This is a genomic window from Streptomyces sp. NPDC045022 (assembly GCF_056432605.1).
Genome location: NZ_JBWKIR010000042.1, coordinates 19,465 through 41,994, shown reverse-complemented (window position 1 = coordinate 41,994; position 22,530 = coordinate 19,465). Strand labels below are relative to the sequence as shown.

General features: G+C 68.6%; 21 protein-coding genes and 5 pseudogenes. 11 read left to right on the top strand and 15 right to left on the bottom strand.

Annotated elements, in window-relative coordinates:
• A partial coding sequence (locus tag AC07C1_RS38140) for a transposase (RefSeq protein ID WP_478946725.1) occupies positions 1-449 on the top strand: 449 nt, incomplete at its 5' end.
• A pseudogene (locus AC07C1_RS38135) lies at positions 436-1,308 on the top strand (IS5 family transposase). The gene AC07C1_RS38140 and the pseudogene AC07C1_RS38135, both read left to right, overlap by 14 nt.
• A 72-nt stretch (positions 1,309-1,380) precedes the next feature.
• Here the strand turns inward: AC07C1_RS38135 and AC07C1_RS38130 are convergent.
• Both AC07C1_RS38130 and AC07C1_RS38125 read right to left on the bottom strand, forming a co-directional pair.
• Positions 1,381-1,812 carry an ASCH domain-containing protein gene (locus AC07C1_RS38130; protein WP_478946724.1) on the bottom strand — a complete coding sequence of 144 codons (432 nt, stop codon included), beginning with the start codon at positions 1,810-1,812 and terminating at the stop codon, positions 1,381-1,383.
• A 210-nt stretch (positions 1,813-2,022) separates the two neighbouring features.
• On the bottom strand, positions 2,023-2,718 hold the full coding sequence (locus AC07C1_RS38125; protein ID WP_478946723.1) for a glycerophosphodiester phosphodiesterase: 696 nt from the start codon (positions 2,716-2,718) through the stop codon (positions 2,023-2,025).
• Between the two features lie 1,094 nt (positions 2,719-3,812).
• Between AC07C1_RS38125 and AC07C1_RS38120 the strand changes: the two are divergent.
• Positions 3,813-5,457, top strand: a pseudogene (locus AC07C1_RS38120) (hypothetical protein).
• 190 nt (positions 5,458-5,647) lie between these two features.
• Here AC07C1_RS38120 and AC07C1_RS38115 read toward each other — a convergent pair.
• Positions 5,648-5,785: pseudogene (locus AC07C1_RS38115) on the bottom strand (transcriptional regulator); the annotation flags it as partial.
• A 1,208-nt stretch (positions 5,786-6,993) separates the two neighbouring features.
• Between AC07C1_RS38115 and AC07C1_RS38110 the strand changes: the two are divergent.
• Positions 6,994-7,395, top strand: coding sequence for a hypothetical protein (locus AC07C1_RS38110; protein WP_478946722.1), 402 nt, complete (start codon positions 6,994-6,996; stop codon positions 7,393-7,395).
• 475 nt (positions 7,396-7,870) lie between these two features.
• On the opposite strand, the gene AC07C1_RS38105 is transcribed toward AC07C1_RS38110, so the two are convergent.
• The 5 genes and pseudogenes from AC07C1_RS38105 to AC07C1_RS38085 form a co-directional block, all read right to left on the bottom strand.
• Positions 7,871-8,314: a hypothetical protein gene (locus AC07C1_RS38105; protein WP_478946721.1), complete on the bottom strand. Its 444-nt coding sequence runs from the start codon at positions 8,312-8,314 to the stop codon at positions 7,871-7,873.
• Positions 8,315-8,907: 593 nt separating this feature from the next.
• Positions 8,908-9,135 carry a transposase family protein gene (locus AC07C1_RS38100; RefSeq protein ID WP_478946728.1) on the bottom strand — a complete coding sequence of 76 codons (228 nt, stop codon included), beginning with the start codon at positions 9,133-9,135 and terminating at the stop codon, positions 8,908-8,910.
• On the bottom strand, positions 9,062-9,244 hold the full coding sequence (locus tag AC07C1_RS38095) for a transposase (protein WP_478946720.1): 183 nt from the start codon (positions 9,242-9,244) through the stop codon (positions 9,062-9,064). Before AC07C1_RS38095 ends, AC07C1_RS38100 begins: the two co-directional genes overlap by 74 nt.
• Before the next feature lie 18 nt (positions 9,245-9,262).
• A pseudogene (locus AC07C1_RS38090) lies at positions 9,263-9,355 on the bottom strand (IS5/IS1182 family transposase); the annotation flags it as partial.
• A gap of 105 nt (positions 9,356-9,460) precedes the next feature.
• A complete protein-coding gene (locus AC07C1_RS38085; RefSeq protein ID WP_478946719.1) occupies positions 9,461-10,672 on the bottom strand; it encodes a helix-turn-helix domain-containing protein in 1,212 nt (403 codons plus the stop codon).
• Between the two features lie 232 nt (positions 10,673-10,904).
• On the opposite strand from AC07C1_RS38085, the gene AC07C1_RS38080 reads away from it, so the two are divergent.
• From AC07C1_RS38080 to AC07C1_RS38070, 3 genes are all read left to right on the top strand, one after another.
• Positions 10,905-11,150: a hypothetical protein gene (locus AC07C1_RS38080; RefSeq protein ID WP_478946718.1), complete on the top strand. Its 246-nt coding sequence runs from the start codon at positions 10,905-10,907 to the stop codon at positions 11,148-11,150.
• A gap of 444 nt (positions 11,151-11,594) precedes the next feature.
• A complete protein-coding gene (locus AC07C1_RS38075; RefSeq protein WP_478946717.1) occupies positions 11,595-11,909 on the top strand; it encodes an AAA family ATPase in 315 nt (104 codons plus the stop codon).
• A 27-nt stretch (positions 11,910-11,936) separates the two neighbouring features.
• Positions 11,937-12,947 (top strand): tyrosine-type recombinase/integrase, encoded by a 1,011-nt coding sequence (locus AC07C1_RS38070; protein WP_478946716.1) that lies wholly within the window; start codon positions 11,937-11,939, stop codon positions 12,945-12,947.
• Positions 12,948-13,472: 525 nt separating this feature from the next.
• On the opposite strand, the gene AC07C1_RS38065 is transcribed toward AC07C1_RS38070, so the two are convergent.
• The 3 genes from AC07C1_RS38065 to AC07C1_RS38055 all read right to left on the bottom strand — a co-directional run bounded on the left by AC07C1_RS38065 (position 13,473) and on the right by AC07C1_RS38055 (position 16,570).
• Positions 13,473-14,606, bottom strand: a complete 1,134-nt coding sequence (locus AC07C1_RS38065) for an IS630 family transposase (protein WP_478946715.1) — start codon at positions 14,604-14,606, stop codon at positions 13,473-13,475.
• Between the two features lie 61 nt (positions 14,607-14,667).
• Positions 14,668-15,318, bottom strand: coding sequence for an alpha/beta hydrolase family protein (locus tag AC07C1_RS38060; RefSeq protein WP_478946714.1), 651 nt, complete (start codon positions 15,316-15,318; stop codon positions 14,668-14,670).
• A 634-nt stretch (positions 15,319-15,952) separates the two neighbouring features.
• Positions 15,953-16,570 (bottom strand): TetR/AcrR family transcriptional regulator, encoded by a 618-nt coding sequence (locus AC07C1_RS38055; RefSeq protein ID WP_478946713.1) that lies wholly within the window; start codon positions 16,568-16,570, stop codon positions 15,953-15,955.
• 68 nt (positions 16,571-16,638) lie between these two features.
• Between AC07C1_RS38055 and AC07C1_RS38050 the strand changes: the two genes are divergently transcribed.
• The gene (locus AC07C1_RS38050) at positions 16,639-17,973 is read left to right on the top strand and encodes an alpha/beta hydrolase (protein ID WP_478946712.1); all 1,335 of its coding nucleotides are present in this window, start codon (positions 16,639-16,641) and stop codon (positions 17,971-17,973) included.
• 626 nt (positions 17,974-18,599) lie between these two features.
• Positions 18,600-18,974, top strand: a complete 375-nt coding sequence (locus AC07C1_RS38045) for a hypothetical protein (protein ID WP_478946727.1) — start codon at positions 18,600-18,602, stop codon at positions 18,972-18,974.
• Positions 18,975-19,014: 40 nt separating this feature from the next.
• Here AC07C1_RS38045 and AC07C1_RS38040 read toward each other — a convergent pair.
• A pseudogene (locus tag AC07C1_RS38040) lies at positions 19,015-19,150 on the bottom strand (IS5 family transposase); the annotation flags it as partial.
• 375 nt (positions 19,151-19,525) lie between these two features.
• On the opposite strand from AC07C1_RS38040, the gene AC07C1_RS38035 reads away from it, so the two are divergent.
• Positions 19,526-19,693: a hypothetical protein gene (locus tag AC07C1_RS38035; protein WP_478946711.1), complete on the top strand. Its 168-nt coding sequence runs from the start codon at positions 19,526-19,528 to the stop codon at positions 19,691-19,693.
• 188 nt (positions 19,694-19,881) lie between these two features.
• Positions 19,882-20,055: a hypothetical protein gene (locus AC07C1_RS38030; RefSeq protein WP_478946710.1), complete on the top strand. Its 174-nt coding sequence runs from the start codon at positions 19,882-19,884 to the stop codon at positions 20,053-20,055.
• Positions 20,056-20,095: 40 nt separating this feature from the next.
• On the opposite strand, the gene AC07C1_RS38025 is transcribed toward AC07C1_RS38030, so the two are convergent.
• The 3 genes from AC07C1_RS38025 to AC07C1_RS38015 form a co-directional block, all read right to left on the bottom strand.
• Positions 20,096-21,145: a sensor histidine kinase gene (locus AC07C1_RS38025; protein ID WP_478946709.1), complete on the bottom strand. Its 1,050-nt coding sequence runs from the start codon at positions 21,143-21,145 to the stop codon at positions 20,096-20,098.
• A gap of 62 nt (positions 21,146-21,207) precedes the next feature.
• On the bottom strand, positions 21,208-21,537 hold the full coding sequence (locus AC07C1_RS38020; protein WP_478946708.1) for a hypothetical protein: 330 nt from the start codon (positions 21,535-21,537) through the stop codon (positions 21,208-21,210).
• Complete coding sequence (locus AC07C1_RS38015; protein WP_478946726.1) at positions 21,534-22,229, bottom strand: response regulator transcription factor; 696 nt, start codon at positions 22,227-22,229, stop codon at positions 21,534-21,536. Before AC07C1_RS38015 ends, AC07C1_RS38020 begins: the two co-directional genes overlap by 4 nt.
• Between the last annotated feature and the right edge of the window lie 301 nt (positions 22,230-22,530).

The following is a 22,530-nucleotide window of genomic DNA, read 5'->3' as shown; positions in this document are numbered from 1 at the left end:
CCGGCAGCTACGACACCGCCGGGCTCATCGAGGTCCTGGAGCAGATGAAGGTGTTCTACCGCGGCGAGCGAGTGGTCCTGGTCTGGGACGGCCTGTCCGCCCACTGGAGCCGGGCCATGCGGGCCTGGGTCGCCGAACAGGACTGGCTCACCCTGGAACGATTACCCGCCTACGCTCCCGAGCTCAACCCGGTGGAACTGCTGTGGTCCTCGCTCAAGAAACGTGAACTCGCCAACCTCACCGGCGACCACCTCGCCGATGTCGCCGACGCCACCGAACAAGGCATCCACCGCATCAACCACAACCCACAACTGCCATGGTCCTTCCTCGCCCACACCGGACTCACCATCCACCCACCACACCCACTGAACTTACGAAAAGATCAGGTAGGGTCTGTTGCGAAAGTAGATCAAGGTCTTGAAATGATCACTTTCCGTGGGGCGCGGTGACCTGACGAATGGCCAGTGGGCCCGGCTTGAGACGTTGTTGCCGACGGGCAAGAAGCCAGGACGGCCGCCGACATGGACCCGTCGACAGCTGATCGACGGCATACGGTGGCGGACCAGGACTGGTGCGCCGTGGCGGGATCTCCCGAGCGGTACGGGCCGTGGGATCGGGCCACGACCTCTTCCGGCGGTGGCAGCGCGACGGGACGTGGAAGCGGATCTTCGAGCAACTGCAGGCCGAGGCCGATGTGAGGGGCCTGATCACGTGGGATGTCAGCGTGGACTCCACGATCGCCCGCGCGCACCAGCACGCCGCTGGGGCCCGTAAAAGGGGGATTTGCAGAAGGAGCCTCCTGGTGGCGTCGACATCGAGCCCGACGATCACGGCCTCGGACGCTCGCGCGGCGGACTGACCACCAAGCTGCACCTCGCGGTCGAGCAGGGACAGAAGCCTCTGTCCCTGCTCGTCACCGCCGGCCAGAGGCACGACAGCCCGCAGTTCCAGCCCGTGTTGGAGGGCATCCGGGTGCCCCGCATCGGCGCGGGCCGGCCCCGCACCAAGCCAGACAAGGTCCGTGCCGATAAGGCCTACGGCTCTCGCGCGAATCGCGCCTACCTGCGCAGACGAGGCGTCGCGTGCACCATTCCGGAGAAGTCCGACCAGATCCGCAACCGCAAAAAGCTCGGCTCCCGAGGCGGCCGACCGCCCAAGTTCGACAAGGCCGACTACAAAGAGCGCCACGCGGTGGAATGCGGGATCAACCGGCTGAAGCGCCACCGAGCCGTCGCCACGCGATATGACAAGCTCGCCGTCCGTTACGAGGCAACCGTGCTGGTCGCAGCCATCAACGAGTGGCTATGACCAACAGCCGTCTCAGCACCCACAGGGCCTGTCCGGCTGATCCTCCCGGACTCTCATCGAGTCGGAGGCGGGTCACTGACCACCGGAGTCGTGGGGTTCGACCACTCGGAAGCGTTCCGCAACGACAAGAGTGTCGTCATCAATGACTGGGGTGCGTCCCAGGTACTCGCTCACGCCATCGCTCCGGAAGAACTCTTCGTGGGCTGCCCGCCACTCGGCCACGTCGGAGTAACCGCGTCCTTCGGCTCGCGCGAAGTCGTCGTCGATCTCCTTCATGGGAACGACGCGCACGTCGACGAGCTCGATCGTGACGGCCGGGCGAGCTTCGGAATCAAGCACCGAGAATCGCTGACCGGTCACCGGTACAGCCTCTCCGGCGTGCTCGTAGATCTCCAGGAGACCCGTGAGCGCGGTCTTCTGACCGTTCAGGATCGCCGCCACACCACGGTCACGTTCCGGACCCGGGAAGGCGAGTTCAAGGGTCGGAAGATCGTCATGTCCCATCGAGCGAGGGTATGAACCCCAGCCGCGTTGATCAAGGCCACCGCTCCGCTCGATCCTGAACCCACAGCAAGCACTTTCACAACACGCCCTAGAACCCCCTGACATCTCCCTATCCCTAGCTATCGGCGTCCCAGCACTGGTTGGCAGGCCGGCGTTCGTGCTCTCGTCCGACCGTACGAGCGGCCGGTTCGCTCCTGGACCCCTGAGGGGTCACGCTGTGGCCTCGACCAGCCGCTTCATGCCGGGCTGGTCGGTCACGCAGCCCACCAGGTCGAGCGCGCGGGCCAGCGCCAGGTCGCGCTCGTCGTTGACGGTCCAGGCCATCACGTCGATGCCGGCGGCGCCGCACTTCTGCACGATGGCCTGGTTCAGCTGGCGCAGCTCCACGCTGACCAGGGTGGAACCGACCTTCTGAGCGCGGCCGACGAAGGTGTCGCCGTGCGCGCTGGCGCCTGCCACCAGCACGGTGCGGGCCTGCGGCAGCAGTTTGTGGATCTCGATCAGCGCCACGTCGTGGAACGACAGCACCGAGACGCGGTCGAGAAGGTCGCGGTCGGCGAGCACCTTGGCCAGCGACCGGGCGGCGGCCGCGTCCTTGATCTCCGCCTGGATCGGCAGCGTCGGTCCGACGGCATCCAGTACCTCCCCGAACGTGGGGATCCGCTCACCGAGGCCGGCGTCGAGCTCCTTGAGCTTCCGCAACTCCTGGTCGGCGATGGGACCGGAGCCGTCCGTCGTGCGGTCCAGGGTCTCGTCGTGCATGACGACCAGCTCGCCGTCCCTGCTCAGGTGCAAGTCTAGTTCGATGCCGTCCAGCCCCTCACGTTCGGCCCGCAGGAAGGAGCGCAGGGTGTTCTCCGGCTCGACGGCCATGACACCGCGGTGGCCGATGGTGAAGAAGGACACTCGGTTACCGTCCTCGGGGTGGGATGGTCCGGGGCAGCCGCACGAGCGCCCCCGCCGGCCGTCGGGCGACCGCCCGTCGGAGCACCCAAGCGTAATGGGCCCGCTCGGCCGCGCGCTCGGCCCGCCTCAACCGCGCCGGAGCGCGCCCCAAGGCAGCACGGGTGCATCGGACCTCGCTCTCAAGGAGCAGTGGCCCTTCGCAGACCGTGCGGTCCAATGGTGACTGAGCATCGTAGTTGGCCGGTCTGGCCAACTGAATGCCCAGTTCCACGCTGCGGGAAGGTTCGCCTGTCGGTATCCGGGACGGCCGCCGGGGCCGTCGGTGGCCAGGAACCGTCGCCCAGGGGCACCAGCTCGTACGGGCTGTTCACTCCGACGATGAATTCGCCGCTGAGCGTGCGTACGTCGGACCAGGTGGTAGCGGAACCACTCCTCCTCGTCCTGGCTCTCACCGCCCAGGGTGACGACGGCCGTGTCCTAGGTCAGGTAGCCGCCACTCCATGTCACGAAGGACTCCGCCGGGTCGTACCCGAAGGCCTCGACGGGGGAGAGGGAAGAGCACGTCCCCTTCGGGTGGTCGTGAAAAGCGACGTCCGCCTGCTGGTGGTCGACGGTCGGGAACGGCTACCCGGACGGCGCCAGGTCGAACAGACAGCGGTCCGACCCCGGGTACATCACGAACTCCGACTCGCTGTCCGCCCCGGCTTCATCGGCACACGGTCCCGGCGAGCGGCAGGCTCCGCGTCGAAGGCCGGCAGCACAACAGTGGTGTGCACCGTCAACGTTCATGGCTCTGCAAGGCACCATCGCCCTCGGCGTCGATCACATGCGTCGGCAGCGTCACATTGCCGAAGACCTCCTCGGGATCGCGTCCTCGCGCCGACAGCCGGCCAAGGTCTCCGAGTCGTTGCACTACGGCGTCCGGGCCCGCCCCGAAGTGCCGGGCTGCGCACTTTCACCCGGACGTTGCGCCTGGGTATTTTCCAGCATGAATGGGCGATTTCCCCACCGTGCTTCGCTAGGGTCGTTACACCGGCCACCGTCGTGCCATCCCAGTAACCGGGACGGTTGGTCGGCAGCCTTGAGGAGCTCGTATGCACTACTACGACCTCGGCAGCCACGGTCGGCGTGTGACGACGTCGTCCTCCGAGGCGCAGACGTGGTTCGACCGCGGGCTGAACTGGACGTACGCCTTCAACCACGAGGAGGCCGTCCGCTGTTTCGAGGCCGCCGCCGCGGCGGATCCCGACTGTGCCATGGCCGACTGGGGCCTGGCCTACGCGCTCGGTCCCAACTACAACAAGCCCTGGGAGTTCTTCGACGAGCAGGACCTGGGGCGGACGGTGGAGCGTGCGCACGCCGCCGTGCAGCGCGCACACGCGAAGGCCTCCGCCGCCACGCCACTCGAGCAGGCGCTCATCAGTGCACTGCGTGCCCGCTATCCACGGGCCCATGCCCCGGACGTCGAGGACTGCTCCGAGTGGAACGTCGGCTACGCCGACAGCATGCGGGCCGTCCACCGACTGGCCGCCGACGACCTCGATGTGGCCACCCCGCACGGGCAGGCCGGCCCCGGGCTCGCGCACCACCGAGGCCAAGACGGTACTCGAACGGGCGATCGCCACGGAGGCGGGCGCACGGCACCCGGGCCTGCTCCACATGTACATCCACCTGATGGAGATGTCCCCGACTCCCGAGGCCGCCCTGCCGGTGGGTGACCGGCTGCGCGGTCTGGTGCCGGACGCGGGCCACCTCCGGCACATGCCATCACACCTGGAAGTACTCTGCGGCGACTACCGCCGTGTGGTCTCCGACAACACCGAGGCGATTACAGCCGACGAGAAGTTCCGCACCAGGGCCGGCGCGATGAACTTCTACACGTTGTACCGGTGTCACAACTACCACTTCAAGATCTACGGCGCGATGTTCCTCGGTCGCTTCCGGGACGCGATCGAAACAGCGGACCGGCTCGAAGCGGCCGTGCCCGAGGACCTGTTGCGCGTGGACAGCCCGCCCATGGCGGACTGGCTGGAGGGCTTCCTCGCGATGCGGGTGCATGTGCTCATCCGCTTCGGCCGCTGGGAGGACATCCTGAGCCTTGCGATGCCCGCCGATGCGCAGCTGTACTGCGTGACCACGGCGATGCTGCGGTACGCGCGCGGGGTCGCGCTCTCGGCCACGGGCCGGATCGACCAGGCCGACACGGAACGTGGGCTCTTCCGCAACGCGGTCACCCGGGTCCCGGAGACACGGATGCTGTTCAACAACACCTGTGCGGACATCCTGGCGATCGCCGCGCACATGCTGGACGGAGAGCTGGACTACCGCAAGGGGAAGCACGAAACGGCATTCGCGGCACTGCGTCGGTCGATCGAGCTGGACGACGGCCTTCCGTACGACGAGCCGTGGGGGTGGATGCAGCCCACCCGGCACGCGTACGGCGCGCTGCTCCTCGAACAGGGCCTGGTCGCGGAGGCCGAGGCCGTCTACCGCGCTGACCTCGGACTCGACGACACGCTGCCGCGCGCACTGCAGCACCCGGGCAACGTCTGGGCCCTGCACGGCCTCCACGAGTGCCTCGTGCGGCTCGGCAAGGAAGGGGAGGCACGAATCCTGGGCCAGCAACTGAAGATCGCCACGGCGATGACGGACGTCCCGATCGAGGCGTCCTGCTTCTGCCGTCTGCAGACCGTCGCGGGTTCCGGGCCCGGGGACGGCTGCTGTACCGGAGAGTGTTGAGCGCCCCAGAGCGGGGGACCCCGGCGCCGGTGCGGAACCGCTGCCTCATGCCGGAGACGGAACCGCCCGGCGTGGAATGCCAAGGCAGCCGGCCCGGTGCCAGCGGTTCGCCGCGCCAAGCGCGCACATTGACTTCACTACTGCCCGACAAGGCCAGAGCGGGCGGCGGATGGACTACTTGTCTGTCTGTTCACAGTTGCCTTGCCGACGTGTCGGCTTCTTGCGTTGCGGCCCAGGTGGCGAGCAGTCGAAGCCCCTCTTCGGAGGGTGAGCCGGGTTCGGCGGTGTAGATGGTGAGGGTGAGACCGGGTTCTGCGGCCATCTCCCGCGTCGGCACGGTAAGGGTGGTGGGTGTCGGCAGCGATCCGGATCAGGAACGGCACGGCAAGCACGGGGGCTGCTCGCATGTCGTTAGCGCACATGCCGCTCACCACACCCGTTCCGGCGCGAACGGGCGAGCCGCCGCTGTGGAGCAGGTGAATGGCCTCCCTGACGTGATCCCCCTGCGGGAAGTTCTCCCAGGGGACTTCGTCGACGGCCCACCCACGAACGAGGACAGGTCTGCCCCGTCCGTCAACGCTCGGCACATCGCGAACGTTGGCTCAGTTCGCCACTCGCCCACGTCGCATCACCCCACCGCTGAGTCCGATCGGAGTAGATCAGGCCCGAGCGGAACGACATCGATGTCGAGGCACCTCCCTGGCACCGCAGGGGCGAACGGGAGGCCGGCATTTCTCCAGGCAGGCCGCGCGGACGCGTGATCTCAGGCCCACGCTTGGAAGGTAGGACAAGCTCACCTTGCTCTCCACGCGGTGATGAGGTGACGTGACGCGGCCAGAGCTGGGATATCGCGTCACGTCACCTCTGCGTGCATCTTGCCCCGGGGCCCGCCGCCGAGCACCCGAGGAGCGGCCTGCACCGCGGCGTTGGCCATGCCAAGGCCGGGACTCGCGGTTGGGGGGCTTGAGCCGCCGTGTCGCCCTCCGGCCAGCGGCGGTGTCGGGCCCGCTGGCGGTTTCCGGGCCGGCCGCGGGCGTCGTCCGGCCCTTGTCCGGCCGCCCGATTTCGGCCTCGCCTGTCCCGGGTGCTGACGAGTTGCTGCTGCTCGGCACCGGCCGCCCTCCCGCTGCTGCCGCAGCGCGCGGCGCCGGGAAACCTGTTGCAGCTGGCGGTGGGTCATCGTCACGCCACCGTGACCAGCACCTAAGAGATCACGCCGACTTGAAATCGTCCTGGCGACTGAGGTGAGGTCCCACTTGCGGCGGAGCAGACCCCGTCTTGGCGGATGATGCCGCTGCGTGCCGGGCGGTGACATCGTGAACCTGTTGGTTCGCCTCGCTCCCACCGGAGTCCATGATGCCTAGTAAGTTCCCGTCGCAGAATGCCCAGATCGCCGCCCCTCGATGGGCGGTGTGTGCGGCCTGGGCGACGGTGCTTTGCACAGTGCCTTCGTGTGTGTGGCGGCTCTCCCTCGGGTTCGGCGTAGATGTCGGTTTCACCGGACGACTCGGTTCTCTCTACACAGGGACTCCGATCATGGTCTACGTGCTGATCCTGTCGGTAGTGTCGCAGGCGGCCGCCTGCCTGACGCTCGGCCTGGTGAAGCCTTGGGGCGAACGGGTGCCGAGCTGGGTTCCGCGGTTGGGCGGCCGCCGCATCCCACCGCTGGCGGTGGCCATACCCGCGGCAGTGGGCGTCGTTGCGGTGACGGGGCTGTGCGCCGCGGTCACGCTGGTGCCAGGAGGGCCACTGGACAACCCCGACTTCCCGCACGGTACGGCGGGCCTGATCATGGACGTCTGCTACGCCCCCCTGCTGGCCTGGGGGCCCCTGGTCGCCGCCCTCACCATTGCCTACGCCCGACGCCGTCGGGCAGGCGAACAGGTCTGGTCAGCTGGCGTACTACTCGAAGAAGCCAGGGCGGGAGGCCGGTCCTGAGCGGACACCGCCGGGGCGCTGCTGCAATCCGTCCTCGCCGACGTGTCCATCAAGTCTCGACGGGGCGGCGATGTCTCGGCCGGAGCGGTGTGGATCTGGGTTCCCGCTGGTGCAGACGCATACGTGCGAATCTCGGGCACTGGCGACACAGAGAACGAAATCGACTACGCCCCGGCCGAGCATCACGGCCGGTACGCGGTCTACGACTCTGACGCGGCCGACGCTCCGGAGCCAGTGGTCCTGCTGCGCCTGGGCCCTCGCACCCGGCCGCGCGCCGTCGCGAGGTTGCCGGCGGCGCGGCGGGAGCGGGGTCCGCTCGCGGCTCCTCAGGTGTCAGGGCGGTGCGGTAGGAACACAGCTCCTACCGCCGGCTTCACGACCGTACGCGTGCAGATCGTTTCAACGGCATGGTGCCCTGCCTCCCAGTGAAGGCAGGGCACGCTCTGGCAGGCCGGTTGTTTTCCCCGCCGGCGGGTTACGGTGTCACGGTGATCCTGGGGCTCTGGATATCCCCGTAGTACGAGAGGCTGCCGCTGGAGCTGTTGGCCCAGAACCCGACCGATATCACGTAGGTTCCCGTGGGCAGGTCGTGGTAGGTCTTGGGCTTCCAGTCCCAGCTGTTCTGGCTGTTCCAGCCCGAGCACCCGTAGTCGTAGGCCCAGTTCCCCGTGTTCACGTCGACCGCATGCGCGCAGATGTCGATCGGCACACCGCCCGGGTTGTGGATACCGGCCTGGGGGCTGACCCCGTAGCCTCCGTTGCCGAGAGAGCAGGAGTCGAGGGAGACATTGAAGGCGACCGGGGCGAAGCTGCCTGCGGTCTCGCTGCGGCAGGTGTGGCCCGTGGGGTGAATGGTGAGGGCCGAGGCGGACTGGGCTGAAGCCAGTGCCGCGATGACGGCCATCCCGGTGATGACCACAGGTGCACCGAAGCGGCTGACACGAGAACTGGTTCGGGGCGAGCGACGCATGCGCTTGTTCCTCTCGTTCGGGTTTGTGGTGTCGATCGTCCGTAGCTCCCACAGCGGTGACCAGGCAGAACAGCCGGAAGAAAGACCGGCAGTTTCCCGGCAGACGCCCTGTGATGTACTCGCCTGCGCAGGGCCAGATCATCTGGTGGGGGTGTCATGAGCGAGGGCGGCTTACGCGCCCGGCGCAGCGGGGCCGGGCTGACGCAGGAGGAGCTCGCCGAACGCTCGGGGCCGAGCGTGCGGGCAATCCGCTGGGACGACTGGGGATGCGGATCGTTGCAGACAACCGCTACGCGGTCGACGCACCGCGACCGTGCCATGGCAGTCCCTCACCCTGCACCTCCACTGAGTTCCCAGACCCGTCCCATCCACTGAGCCTCCGCGAACCTGAAAATCCCAGGTCAGCAGGGCTGGTGTGACCGTTCCGGGACGCTTGTGCTGGTCGTGGGCGGCAGCCTGCGCCGTAGATCGTCCGTCAGCGGTTGATTTCTAGGTTGGTCAGGACAATCAGGGCGCGCAGGAGGTGGGTGGCGTGGGCGGGGTCACCGGAGCTTCGCGAGGATCCGCCAGTTCTGGAGGTGGGTGAAGCCGTGCTCGACCGGGGTGCGTCCGACGGCGAGTATGCGGTTGGCTTCCTTCTGGCGGGGAGTGAGTTTGTGGGTGCGGCTGGCGTGGAAACCGGTGACGATCACGGGGTCAAGTACGGCGTTCTCCAGGCCGCGAAAGCCGAGGTCCGCGAGGGCGCCGAGGCCGACGGCACGCAGGCACATCCCGCCACGCGGTCCCGGTCCGGAACTTCCACACGATCCCGTTGAGCACAGTGCGGTCATCAAGACGCTTCCGCCCGCGCAGTGACTCGGCTGCCGGACGAACTCCCACTCATATCGGTCAGTTCATGACGACGTTGATCAGCTTGCCGAACTGGCGCAGGCTCAGCCCGGTGAACGGGGCTATCCAGGAGGGCTCCGACGCCGTGATCACACCAGACACGGCAAGATCATCTCACCCGCGACCAGCAGTTACGGGACAGCCCTTAGAGCCATTCCTGCGACCGCGCGTCGACCGACGACTGAACCGGCAGGCCCCCGCCATGTCTCAGCGTGTGTTGTTTGGTCTTGCCGCTGCGTGGAGGCGCAGGGTGATGGACTGCCATGGTGGGGTCGCGGTGCCGTGGACGGTGCAGTCGCTGTCTGTGGAGGTGATGGAGCGGTAGGCCGTCGTGAGCGTGGGGTTGTGGGGTGGTGGATCCACGTCCACGGGCTGCCAGGGCGCTTCCTGCCAGGGCGCATCGAATTGGGGGACGGGGCCGGTGGGGGCGTTCATGGCGGTGAAGAAGAGGTCGCCTGCGGCACACAGTGGCAGGTCGCCGATGTTGATGGATTCGGTGCTGGTGCTGGTGCTGGTGCTGGTGTTGTCGCGGGGGTCCGGTTCGGCCTCGGTCCATGGTCCGGCGGCAGTGATCCCCCGGAATGCGTCGACCGCGGTGTGGGCGGTGGTGGCTCGCGGCCAGCGAATGCTGATCTGATCGAGCGTGTCCAGGGGCCTGGCACCGACGACTGCGAAGAGCAGCAGGCGGCCACGGTCGTCGATCTGCCCGGCTGGCCGGTAGGTGTTGCCGGCCGTGTCGGTCACGGTGACCGCACCTGAGCCCGCACCGGTGAGCGCGACGGTGACGATCAGCGTCTCGCCGCGGGCGACCGCGTGCAGCACCTGCAGATCGGCCCCGGTGGTCGACGGAGGACCGTAAGGGGGCGTGGAGTCGTTGTTGCCGATCCGGGCGGCATAGGCAGCACTGTTCGTGGTCCGGAAGATGCGCAGGCCGTGGTGGGAGGGCAGCGGGCCGTGGTCGGATGAGAGGGCGGTGACTGTCAGCAGGGCGGTGAGCAGGATGCCGTAGCGTGCCGCGGGTCTTCTCCCGCGTGCGTGTCCGGCCCGGTGGCCGGCTGCCTCTGCCTTCGGGGGCATGGCCGTTTCGTCTGGCGGAACGCCTGAGGGATGCGGAACGTCACGGTCGATGGGTGCCATCGCGGCGGAAGCGGTCGGTAACTCGGCGTCCATGCACCCGGGTCGGGGCGGCGATAGCGCCTGACGGGCAAGACGAAGGAATTCCTCGCCCTCGTCCTCCGGCAGGCCGAGGGCCGTGGCGAGTAGCCGCACCGTTTCCCGGCGGGGCCGGGCAACCCTGCCGCGCTCGAGGTCACGGATGGCCCGCACGCTCAGCCCCGAGCGGTCGGCGAGCTCCTCCTGCGTCAACCCGGCCTGCTTGCGCCGAGTGCGTAAGTGCACCCCAAATCCGCCCTCGCTCATCACGCCCCCCGCCGGGTGATCTGGACCAGCGCAGGTGAGTACACCACAGGGTGTCTGCCGGGGAAACTGCGGGTCCTTCTTCCGGCTGTTCTGCCTGTTCACCGCCACAGGGGCCGCGCACGATCAGGCGGGGCGCAGTGCTCGGGCGCCTACCTGACGCACACACCGAACACCGGCGGGGCAGCCGTGGTCGGGCCGACCTTGAGCCCGACCATGGCAGTTCAGTGCGAGGGTGTCCAGGCCGGTGCTGGTGGGGCGGCTGCTGGAGCTCGATGCGGCCGGGGCGTTGACGACGGCGCATGTGCGTGCGGGCGCCCAGGTCGGCGGGGTGAATGTGCGCACGGTGTGGCGCTGGCTGGAGGCGGCGCGGACGGAGGGCCGCACGGAGGCGAGGCCGCGGGCCCGGCTGGAGTTGTCCGATCAGGCGTGGGAGGTGCTGGCTCAGGCGGGCGGGAACGTGGCGTGCACCGGCATCTGAAGGAGGCCGGGGGCGAGGTGCCCTCGCTGGCGTCGTTGCACCGGGCGGTGTGCCGGGATCTTCTGGCCGGCAGGGTCCTGCCGGACCGCGCGGTGGTGCGGCGGGAGTGGGAGAAGCAGCAAACGCGGTGGGCTCTGGCTGACCTTGCCCTGGCCGGGCCACGTCAGGGCGGTGCGGCGAAGACGTCTGCGCTACCGCCACCGCGTCTCGTAGCAGAGGCGCCCGGGGGCGTGCCGGTGGGGGAGAGCGGTGCGGTGGCGGGTGTGGCGTTGCCGGCGGGCGCGCAGCTGGTGCGGACGTCGTCGGTGCGGGCGGTGGCCGAGGCGGTCGGGCAGGCGATGGCGACCCAGGGCGCGGTGTGTGTGTTCGGCGACCCGGGCCGGGGCAAGACCGCGGCCGTGCGGATGGCGCTCAGTGGTGCCCCCGGGCTGGAAGGTGACGTGGGTGCCGGTACCGGTGCGCCCGTCGGTGGCCGGCATGAGGCGGGCGGTGTTCGACGCTCTGGCGCTCGCTCTGGCGCTGGCGGGCCGTTTCCCGCACACGTCGGCGCGGGCCGACGCCGCGGTCGCGGGGGCTCTGGGTGAGGCGCGGGTGCTGGTGGTCGATGAGGCGCAGCGCCTGTCTGTGCCGTGCCTGGAGTACCTGCAGAGCCTGTCGGACCACCCTGGCACGCGGATCACGCTGGTGCTGTGCGGGGCGGGCAGCGAGCGGGCGCTGTCCCGGCTGCCGCAGCTGGCATCGCGTATCGGCGCATGGTAGGAGGTTCCACGCCTGACCGGAGCGGAAGTGGCGACCGTGGTGACCGGCTTCCATCCGCTGTGGCGCACCGTACCGGCCCCGGAGCTGACGTGGATCGACCGGTCGTGCGCGCACGGCACGTTCCGCACGTGGGCCGCTTTGACTGCGCACCTGCAGAACGCGCTGCTCACCGCCGCTGACGCATCCATCGACCGGGCTTTGCTGGGGCGGCTGTTTAAGCGGGTCGAAGTCGTTCCGCTGCTTCACATCCTTGCGTCCAAGAGCAACGAGGAACGGTTCCTACTCGTCAGCCCAGAACTCGCCAGCGTCTTGGCCACCATCATCAAACGCCTTCGCTACGCCAACTGCGGCAAGATCCCGCTCGTTGCCCGCTACGACTCCCACGAGCGCGTTACCGGCCCGCTGCTGCCTCACCTCTTCCAGCGGCGGCCCTACTGGCAGGCGCAGGTCATGAGCGAGGCCGCAGTCAAGCACAGGCTCGATCGAACCCTGGAAGCCACCGGCCTGCGCGACCAGGCAGGCCAGCCGCTGACCTACACACCGCACGACTTCCGCAGGATGTTCGCCACCGAGGCCGTCACCGGCGGCCTGCCCGTCCAGATCGCCGCCCGCATCCTCGGACACAAAACGCTGACCACCACTCAGGCGTACCTCGCGGTCTTTCAGGATGACCTCGTGCGCACCTACCGCGGCTTCCTCGACCGGCGCCGGGCTGACCGACCGCAGGACGAATACCGCCAGCCCACCGAGCAGGAGTGGCACGACTTCCAGCAGCACTTCGAGCTCCGCAAGCTGTCACTGGGCACCTGCGGGCGGCCCTACGGAACCCCCTGCAAGCACGAGCATGCTTGCTTCTCTGAACCAATGTCCGTGCTGTTCTTCGTAGCGCAGTTTGCGTCGCTGATGACCGTCCGAGCAGCACTCGTGGTCACGATGTCGGTGGCGATGCGTAGAGGTGTCTCTGCCCAACCGAGCAACGCCCGGGTAATCGCGATCGACTGGATGGTGCTCATGCCGTGCTCGGCCAGCAGATTTTGAACGGCCTCCATCCCCTCGTTCGCGAGCACAGGCCGGCATTGCTCGACAAGCGCGGTCCATCGCGCGGCTTCCTCGGGCCGCAACCCGGTGACGTGGTCGAACATGGTGGATTCTCCCTGATGCTGCATGACGTGCGAACGGCGTCCTGAGTAGACCCCTTCGGACCTGGCCTGGGAGAGCTTGGGCCGGTGGGCGCCTGGAGTTACTGGTCGCAGGCCCTGTCGTGGTAGGTGCGGAAGTCGAAGAAGCGCAGTCCATCGACCTGTAGGGCGCTTTCGATCTCGTGCAGGGTCCAGCAGTGGTAGGAGTAGTCGTGGACCGGGACTCCACCTTCTTGTAGCAGGCATGATGCAAGGTTGCGGATCTCGGCTGTGCCATCGATGCGGCCGGAGATGTCGACCTGCAGGGCCCAGGAAGGGCGGGAACCGAGTGCAGCTTCCAGACGGCGGACGTCGTCGGGTTCCCAGTCGGCGAACAGCTGGCCGTCGCGGTCGTTTTCGAGGTTGATGTAGAGCTAGTGCCGCATCAGGCAACGTTCGCCCTGTTGACGACCTCGCGCAGGAGTTCGTCGGCGGCGTGCTTGTTTCGCCAGATGATGTAGCGGCGGATCATGCTGCCCTGCTCCTTGTGGCTGGCGTGGTCGGTGCCGTCCAGGGCGAAGTAGCGCAGGGCGGTGAACTGGGCCTCGATGCGGTTCAGCCAGGAACTGTTGGTCGGCGTGTAGGCGAACTCGACGTTGTTGGCAGCGGCCCAGCCGCCGACCCGGGTGTCCCGCTTTGTGGTCAGGTGCGGGGAGAAGTTGTCGAGCACGATCGCGATGCGGACCTTGGGCGGGTAGAGGCTGCGCAGGTAGCGGCAGAACTCCAGAAATCTCGTCCGGTTCTTCTTCGGCTTGATGTGGCCGTAGAGCTTGTCCTTGCCGAGGTCGTAGGCGGCGAACAGGTGCCTGACCCCGTGCGGGCGGGTGTAGGTCGCCCGCCTCCGGGGCCTCGGCTCCCGGTCGGGGTCCTTGTGCCGTCCGCCGCGCTCGGCCCATTGCCGTCCGGGGTGGGGCTGGAGGTTGAGCGGGCCGAATTCGTCCAGGCATAAGACGACTTCGGCTTCGCCGTCCTCGGGTATGACCTCGCCGTCGGCGATCGCGTAGAGGTGCTCCACGCGGGCCTTCTTGGCGGCGTAGTCGGGGTCGCGGGAGGTCTTCCAGGTCTTCAGGCGTTGAAAGGAGACGCCTTCCTCGCGGAGCAGGATGCGCAGGCCCTCGTGGCTGATGTCGTCGACCACCCCCTCGGCGACCAGGAAGTCTGCCAGCTTGGTCAGGCTCCAAGTCGAGAACGGCAGGTCATGCTCGGTCGGCTTCGACTTCGCGATCTTCTTGATCTCGCGCCGCTCGGGCAGCGTGAACGTCTTCGGCCGGCCGCCCGAGTACTTCGGATACAAAGAGCCGAAGCCGTCGGCGTTGAAATTGCGGATCACGTCCCGGACCCGGTCGGCACTGGTGAACGACACCTCGGCGATCCGCACCACCGGCATCCCCTGCGCGGACAGCAGCACCATCTGCGCACGCCGCCAGGTCACCACCGAGCCCGTGCCTCTGCGGATGATCCGCAACAGGCGCTGCCCCTCGTCGCCATCGATCTCACGGACCCGTACTGGTTCTGCCACCCGCACAGCCTGGCAATGCCGCGCCGTCCGGACCAGCGTCTGAACGGCGCGTCACGTCACCTCAGGACGCGATGGCAAACTCCCTGGTCGCTTGCGCGAGGTCGGTGAGGAACTGAGCACGGTCGAAGCCCTCGCCCTCGACCGTGCCCGGCGGAGGCGTATTCATGAAGCTGAAGTGACCAGCCCCTGGCACGACGCGAAGGTCCACCTGGGCTGACGCGCTCTTCAAGCGGAGGGCCTGCTCGACGGGCGTGACGGTGTCCAGCTCCCCCGCATAGACGAGCATCGGTGCTGTCACGGCGTCCAAGGCACCCGGAGCGGCAAACCAGCCGGCTGCGGGGGCGTACAAGACGAGACGGCCAACGCGCGGCTCTCGTGGGACATCCAGCGGCTTGCCGTCCCGCCCCCAGGGCACCGCACCAGCGAGACAGAGACCAGCCCAACCACCGATCGAGTGGCCGACCACAACAACAGACGCGTCCGGAGCCCCCCACCGGTGAAGCGCCTCGACCAGCCCGGCCGGGCGCACAAGCAGCTCGGCCGTGGTCGCCTCCCGAGCGACAAAACGCTCGAAGTAAGGCGCGATGACCTGGCAGCCATCGGCTGCCAGATGATCCAGGATGGGCCGGTAACGCTCCGGATCGCCGCCTGCTCCAGCAGCGAAGAGCACGACACGCTCATGGTTCGTGGGACCAAGTGTCAGTGCCTGCATCTCGCTCCTTCGCCACAGCGCCGTTCCTTGAAGACGGCCCATAGGTCACGCCGTGCTCCTTTATGGCGTCAGGTTAGCGCGCTGCAGATCGCGGCATCCGAACCGCGCGTCCCGTCAGCTGAGGCAAAGGTTCTCTGACACGGCACTAGCTGTCAGTCCAGTATCCGGTCTGGCCGTCGAACAGCCGGTCAAGCGTTGCTGTAGTCGCAGCCATCTCGCCGCGAAGACGGTCCGCATGGACGCCAGAGTAAACGGTCTCAGGAACCTGTGGCCAGGCAGTTTCGTCCTGGTCACGACTTCTCACCGCTGGCTTTGGCAGTGCGTGCGGAGGCTGTGGAGCTCGGCATGCCCAGATCGACGGTGTGAGGGCTGCGTCGGTTGAGATCCGCCGACTGCGCTGTCGCCGGCCACCGCGCCTCTGCGGAGTGGGGCGGGAACCGTTCCCGCAGTACGTTGTTCCGTGCCCGGGCCTGTTCGGCTGTTGCATTCGCGGTCTGCAGTTGTCGGCGCGTCGAGTGCTTCGTGGTGACGGTCATGAGCCGCAGCTGGTTGACCTTGGCATGCCGGTCTTCACCGACCACACACCACTGCTTCAGCCAGGATCGGGAGAGTCCGGATACCGGTCCTGATCCTGTCACTGAGCGAGTTCGGCTTGGCGAAGACTGCGGAACACCTCCGGGGTCGTCCATCCGCGCAGCGTGGCGTGAATCGACGAGCGGAATGCGGCCTCGGCCGTGGCGGCGTCGAGCGCCCCAGCCAGTTCGAGAGTCACGAGCCCGTGCAGGGCCGCCCAGATGGACAGGGCGATCGACGTTGCGTCGCCGGCGAGGACGGACGCCGTCAAGGCGCGATCGATCGCCGCGAGGAGCGGACGGATCGGGTCACTGGCACCGACCTCTCCCGACGGGTCGAAGGACTGCACACCACCGAACAGCACTGTGTACAGGTGGCTGTGTCCGCGCCCCCAACGACGGTAGGCGACGGCCAGTGCGTAGAGGTCGGCGAGAGGGTCCGCGGACGTCTGCACCGCCGACACGTCCTGGAACAGGCCGGCGACCGCTCTGTCGCGCACCGCACTGATCAGCCCGTCCTTACCACGGAACAGCGAGTAAACCGCCGTCGTCGACGCATCGGCGGCGGCGGCCACGGCGCGGACCGTGACCGACTCTCGCGGACGGGTGGCGAGCATCTCGGTCGCGCACTCCACAAGCCGCTCTTTGACGGCCTCGTCGTTTGTTCTGGGCCTACCCACGGTCAGCAGCCTACCTTCTTTGATAACGTCGTTTTGAAACATAGTTCTGAAACTATCGGAGGTCCGCCGTGCCCACGTCCGCCATACGTCTCGTCCGCTTCACCGGGCGCTTACTGCTGGCCCTGGCCGCCGTCGCGGCGCTGGCCGTCGTCTTCCTCGCACTGATTGCCCTCACGGACGGGGCAGGTTCGGGGCTCGCCGCGTGGTTGACGACCCTCGGGGCCGGGACTGTCCTCGCGCTGTGGTGGGGCCGGCACCGCACCTGGCCGGCGAGGCTCGTGCCGTTCCTGCCGGTGGTCGTCGCGGCGGCGTTGACGGCGACGGTCTGCATCCCGACCGTGCCGACGGCCCGGCGGTACCCGCCCGCGCTGCCGTTCGTGTCCACTCAGCACTGGAACCTGGCCACGGGCAGCCGGGTCGCGGTGTATCACTACCCGCCCGCGAACCCCGGCCCCCGGCATCCTGTCCCGTTCGTGTACCTCCACGGAGGACCCATCCGCGGCATCTCGATGCAAGACCACCGGTTTCTGCGACTCCTGGCACGCCAGGGCTACGACATCTACGCCTACGAACAGGCCGGCGGCGGACGAAGCGACCTGCTCCCCGTGGACCAGTACACGATCTCCAGGTCGGTCCGTGACCTCGCCGCCTTCGTCGACCGCCTGGACAGGGGCAAGGTCGACATCCTCGGATTCTCCGGAGGCGGAGTCGTGCTCACCCGAGCCCTGGCCGACCCTGGCGTCGCCGCACGCCTGCACCGGGCGATCATCGCCGAGCCCGGGCCCATGGACGGCCCCACCGCACGCATCACCGGGCACAAGGGGCAAGCATCCGCACGAGGCCTCGCCCCGGCCCCGACCGGACCGCGATCGACGCACGTCCCCCGGTACGCCGTGGCATTCGGCCTCATGCGACTTGGACTCCTTACCCCCGACACCGGACTCATCGGACAGGCCGAAGGTGACAACGCCTTCACCGCCGCCGACCTCGGCAGCGACACCGCATCCGCCTACTGCGCGCGTGACGCGCACCGCATCCCCACCGAGGACACCGCACAGAACTTCTCCTTCAGCCCCGCCGCCAGCCTCCGCGTCCAGCAGACAGTCAAGGACTCGCCCTCCATCGCACCGCTACTGAGGCAGTCCCGGACCCCCGCGGTGCTGATGATCGCCGAATGCTCCTCCCAGGTCCGTCAATGGGCGACCGCCATCCTCGCCAATGACCCCGCCATCCAGCGCACGCAGTACATGCCCGGGGTCGGACACCACATGTGGAACGGCCTGGACGACAACAACGACCGAGCCGCCGCCGTCATCACTGCGTTCCTCCAGGACAAGCCAGCCCCCCTGCCGAACTACCCGACCCACGACGAGATCCCCACCTTCCTGCGCGACCACACATGAAGACGTTGCAGCCCGTCACCGGCAACGGCGGGCGAACCCTCGAAGCCGCCCGGGCCCTGCGCGAAGTACAGCCGAGGACGAGCTCGTAGTCCGGAAAAGCGCCGGCGTCACGGCCTACCTGCTGGCCCGGCGCCTGCGCCGCCGCGGCCACCACGTTGACCTCCGTCACCGCGACGTGCACCGGCCCGTCGTCGACCGCGCCGCACCCTGACGGCTCCCCGTGTCGCCCCAACCCACCTTCACGGCTGGGGCGTTGCGGAGGACCGGACAGTCCGGCCCCGCACCGAAGACGCCCTCGGAGGCTATCTTGAGCAAGCCGTCGCTCCACTACATGGTGACGATGCCCGACGGCACCGTCCCGTCCACCGCCGGCTTCACCACCTCGTACGAGACCGTCAACCTCACCGAGCACGTCGGCTGGGTATGCAAGCACAGGTGGTACGACGAGAGCTCGTTCTCCTACTTCCGCACTTACACCCAGCGCGGCGTCGGCGAGGTCCTGGAGCGCAGCAGCGAGTGGGCTGTCCAGTGGCCGGCCGGCTGTGGATCGTCGAACCGCTCGGGGAGGCGGGCAACTGGGGCGGGCGGCACTACCCGGCTGGGTACTCAGGCACCGGCTGCGCGTCGTGGAGGAGACCGACATCTCGCGCGCCTTCGGCCCGCGCGGAGACAAGGTCCTGAGCCTCATCCAGCAGCAGCTCCCCGAGCTGGCCGGCCAGTGGGCCAGCGAGTGGGTGGCTGACCCGGAGGGTACCCGCGCCCGCTACGACGCCTGGATCACCGGACGCGTGCAGCCGAAGCACGCCCAGTGGTGGGTCGACGCGAAGGCGCGCTCGGCACGCCGGGAGGCCGCCATCAGCCAGGCCCGCGAGCTCGCGTGCACCACGGCCGAGCAGGCCGCAGCCGCCGTCCTCGACGACCAGGACGCCGTCTCCCACATTCGCCGCCGCGCCTGGTACCTCGCCGCAGCCGAGATGTCCCACGACCTGCTGCGCCGCTAGGACTTCCAGCGGGAGGTCCTGGCGATCCTGCGCGGCTCCGGCCTGAGTCGTATGCCTTGTCCGCGCGGACTCTGTCCGGGCGCTTGCGCGGTCGCCCGAGTCCGATCCGGGGCACCCGGATCGCTTCCAGGACCGGCTCGCGGGGAATCGCCCCGCTGGCCAGCCGTGATCACGACCGACAGCGGCTTTTGGCCCTGCTCGACCGCGACGTGGATCGCCGCTCGGAGATGCGCCAATCCAAAAGGGCGCCGCTGACGTATGGAAAGTAAGGCCGCGGCCGGGGGATACGCCCTTGGCGGGTTTCGGTGCAGCCAAATCTTATATACGAGACGTGATTGCACGGGCAACGCCCACGACGTGCCGTCCTCCCCCGAGGCGGAACCATCCACCTCGTGCCACTGGAAGTCGCACGAGGTGATGAAGGAAGGGATGTATCCGTCATGCGAGCACCATGCGCGAGGCGTCTCGCCACGACGTCCGCCGCCGGCATTCTGATGGCAGGCGGCGCTGCAATCGGCGCAGCAGGCACAGCCGCAGCAGCAGCCCCTGCCGTGCACAACCAAGTGACCACCAACCGGTGCTTCGACCACGACGACTGGCGCTGTTTCGACCATGGCGGGTCCCGCTTCGACCACCGTGGATTCTGCTTCAACCACCCACGAGCCTGCTTCGACCACCGCTTCGACAACCGAGTCGTGGTGATCATCGTGACCCGGTAGCGGTGCAGCAGCGGGTGCCGGGCCGTGGGCATGCTCTGCACGAGCGATGAGCAGGTGCCGGACCGACGAGGTCTGTGCGTGCCCGCCACGGCCCCGGTACTCGCGCCGAACGACCGGACCACCGCGTTGCGGACGATTTCTTGGTCGGGGTCGTCCGGTTCGGGGTGTGTCGGGGATGGCCGCCTGGTGTGCAGAAGATGGCGGCCCAGCGCCTGCAGGGTGAGGTCGGCGCGTTCCAGCTTGACGGGATGATGGCGCACGGGTGTGGGGCGTTCACCGACCATGAGCACTGCGCTGACCTCGCAGCGACGACGCCTCCGAACACCTCGCCCGCATCGCCGACAGCCTCGTCGAAGAAGTGACAGCGGAGCAGCCCGGCCTGTTCCTGCGTGCGTGAGGGCCTTACCGCCGGCCAGCTGTCCGTGTTCGATGGCTGGGAGAGCGACGGGAGCCGAAGTCCTCCCCGCCCGAGCGCGGCCCGCGGGACCGCGGGGCGACCGGCCGCAGTCGGATGCGGGCGTCGAGGCCGGTGCCGGGGGCGGGGTGGAGGGTGATGGTGCCGCCGGAGGCGTCGATGAGGTACCGGACGATGGGCAGGCCGAGGCCGGTGCCGTCGTGGTCGGTGTCGGAGGCTCGCCAGAAGCGGTCGAAGGCGCGCTCGCGTTCGGCTTCGCTCATGCCGGGCCCCTGGTCGACGATGTGGAGCTCGCCGCCCGGGACACGGTGCAGGGCGATGGTGGTGCCGGGCGGGGAGACACGCAGGGCGTTGGCGAGGAGATTGTCGATGATCTGTTCCAGGGCGCCGGGGATCGCCCACACACGGCCGGCGGGTGGCCCGGTGATGTCGATGGTCATGTACTGCTCGGCGGCCAGTGGCTCCCACATCGCGGCGCGGTCGACGAGGGTGGTGTCGAGGTCGACGGGTTCGGGAGTGGTGGCGGTGTTCTCCAGGCGGGCCAGAGCGAGCAGGCCCTGAACCATGCGGCCGAGACGTTCGACCTCGCCGACGGCTTCCTCCAGGCTTCCGTGGGCGCGTGGGTCGAGGTAGGGCTCGAAGTTCTCCAGCCGCAGGCGCAGCGCGGTCAGCGGGGTCTTCAGCTGGTGGGAGGCTTCGCAGGCGAACGCCTGCTGGCCCTTGAGGAGTCGCTGCAGCCGGGTGGCGGTGCGGGTGAAGGAGGCGGCCAGACTGCGCAGTTCGGGCGGGCCGGTGGTGGCGTCGGGCGGGTCGGCGAGGTGGCCGTCGGCCAGCTGGGTGGTCGCGGCTTCCAAAGTGCGCAGTGGCCGGGTGATCCAGCGGGCCAGGGCGAACGCGACCAGCGCGACGGCCGCCAGGACGCAGGCACCGGCCAGCGCGAGGGCCCCCCAGATGCGGTGCACGCGCGCACTGACCTCGGCCATCGGATAGGTCAGGCGCAGGGTGCCGCGGATGGTGGTGCCCGAGGCACCGGGCATGGTGGCGAGAAGGACGTCGTTGCCGGCGTTGTCGGTCGTGGCGGTGACGGTGGGCCGGTTGCTCAGGGCGCGGGCGATGTCCGGCTGGCCGGCGAGGCTGATGCCGGTGCGGCCGGCCGGGGCGGAGTCGGCCAGGACGATGCCCTGTCTGTCGGTGACGACGACGTGTCGGTGCGGGTGGCGTACTCGCTGACGACATGGGGCAGGGCGTCGAGGTTGCCCTTCTCGATGTTCTCCTCGGTGACCTCGGCGAGCATCGAGGCGTCGCGTTCGACGCTCTGGGAAACGCGGGAGATCTCTGCGCGGGCGTAGAGCCAGCCGAGCGGGATCTCCAGGCCGGCCAGTACGAGGATGGCCACGCCGAGGTAGCTGAGCAGCAGGCGTCGGGTCATCGGGCCGCCTCGGATTGCGCATGGTCGCCGGGGACGGTGAGGCGGAAGCCGACCCCGCGGGCGGTGGTGATCCAGGCCGGGTCGCCGAGCTTGCGGCGCAGAGCGGCGATGTGGGCGTCGAGGGTCTTGGTGGGGCCGAAGAAGTGCGGATCCCACACCGTGTCCATGATCTGCTGGCGCGAATGGACCGTTCCGGGGTCCTCGGCGAGGTAGGCGAGCAGGTCGAACTCACGTGGCGTCAGGGGTACGTCACTGCCGCCGAGGCGGACCTGGCGGGTGCGGCGGTTGAGCTCCAGGGCGCCGAGGAGCTGCGCTCCGGCGGCCTCGGACGGTGGCGGTCGCGTCGGCGCGGGGAAGGCCAGCGCCCCGGTGGTGCGGCGGGTGACCGCGCGGATACGGGCCACCAACTCCCGTACGCCGAAGGGTTTGGCGAGGTAATCGTCCGCGCCCAGTTCCAGGCCGACGACGCGGTCGGCTTCCTCTCCCCTCGCGGTGATCATGATGATCGGTACGGCCGAGCGGGCGCGCAGGCTGCGGCAGACGTCGAGGCCATCCATGTCGGGCAGGCCGAGATCGAGCAGGACCAGGTCCGCGGACCCGTCGGTGCCGGCGAGTCCGGCGGCGCCGGTGCGGACGTGGTCCCCCCCCCGCCCCTCGACAAGGGCTGCCGAAGTAACGAGCGCCGGGGTCAGGCATCCGGCCGTCACTGAGTGGCTCCGGGTGGCTCCGGGTGGCTCCGGGTGGCTCCGGAGAATACGCGGTGACGTTTCCGGCCGGGGTCAGCCTGTCAGCCCTCCCGTGCCTCTGTGCTGAGCCTGTCCAGCACCGTGTCGCGACGCATCTGGCCAGTCGGGTTCCGAGACGCTGAAGGTAAAGACCATCCCCGCATCATGGCGCGTGCCGAACGCGTCACCTTCGTTTTCCGTATGACGAGGGACCAAGAGCACACCCCGATCCGCCCGCCTCGCCGTCGCAACTGATGCGGCGTTCCCG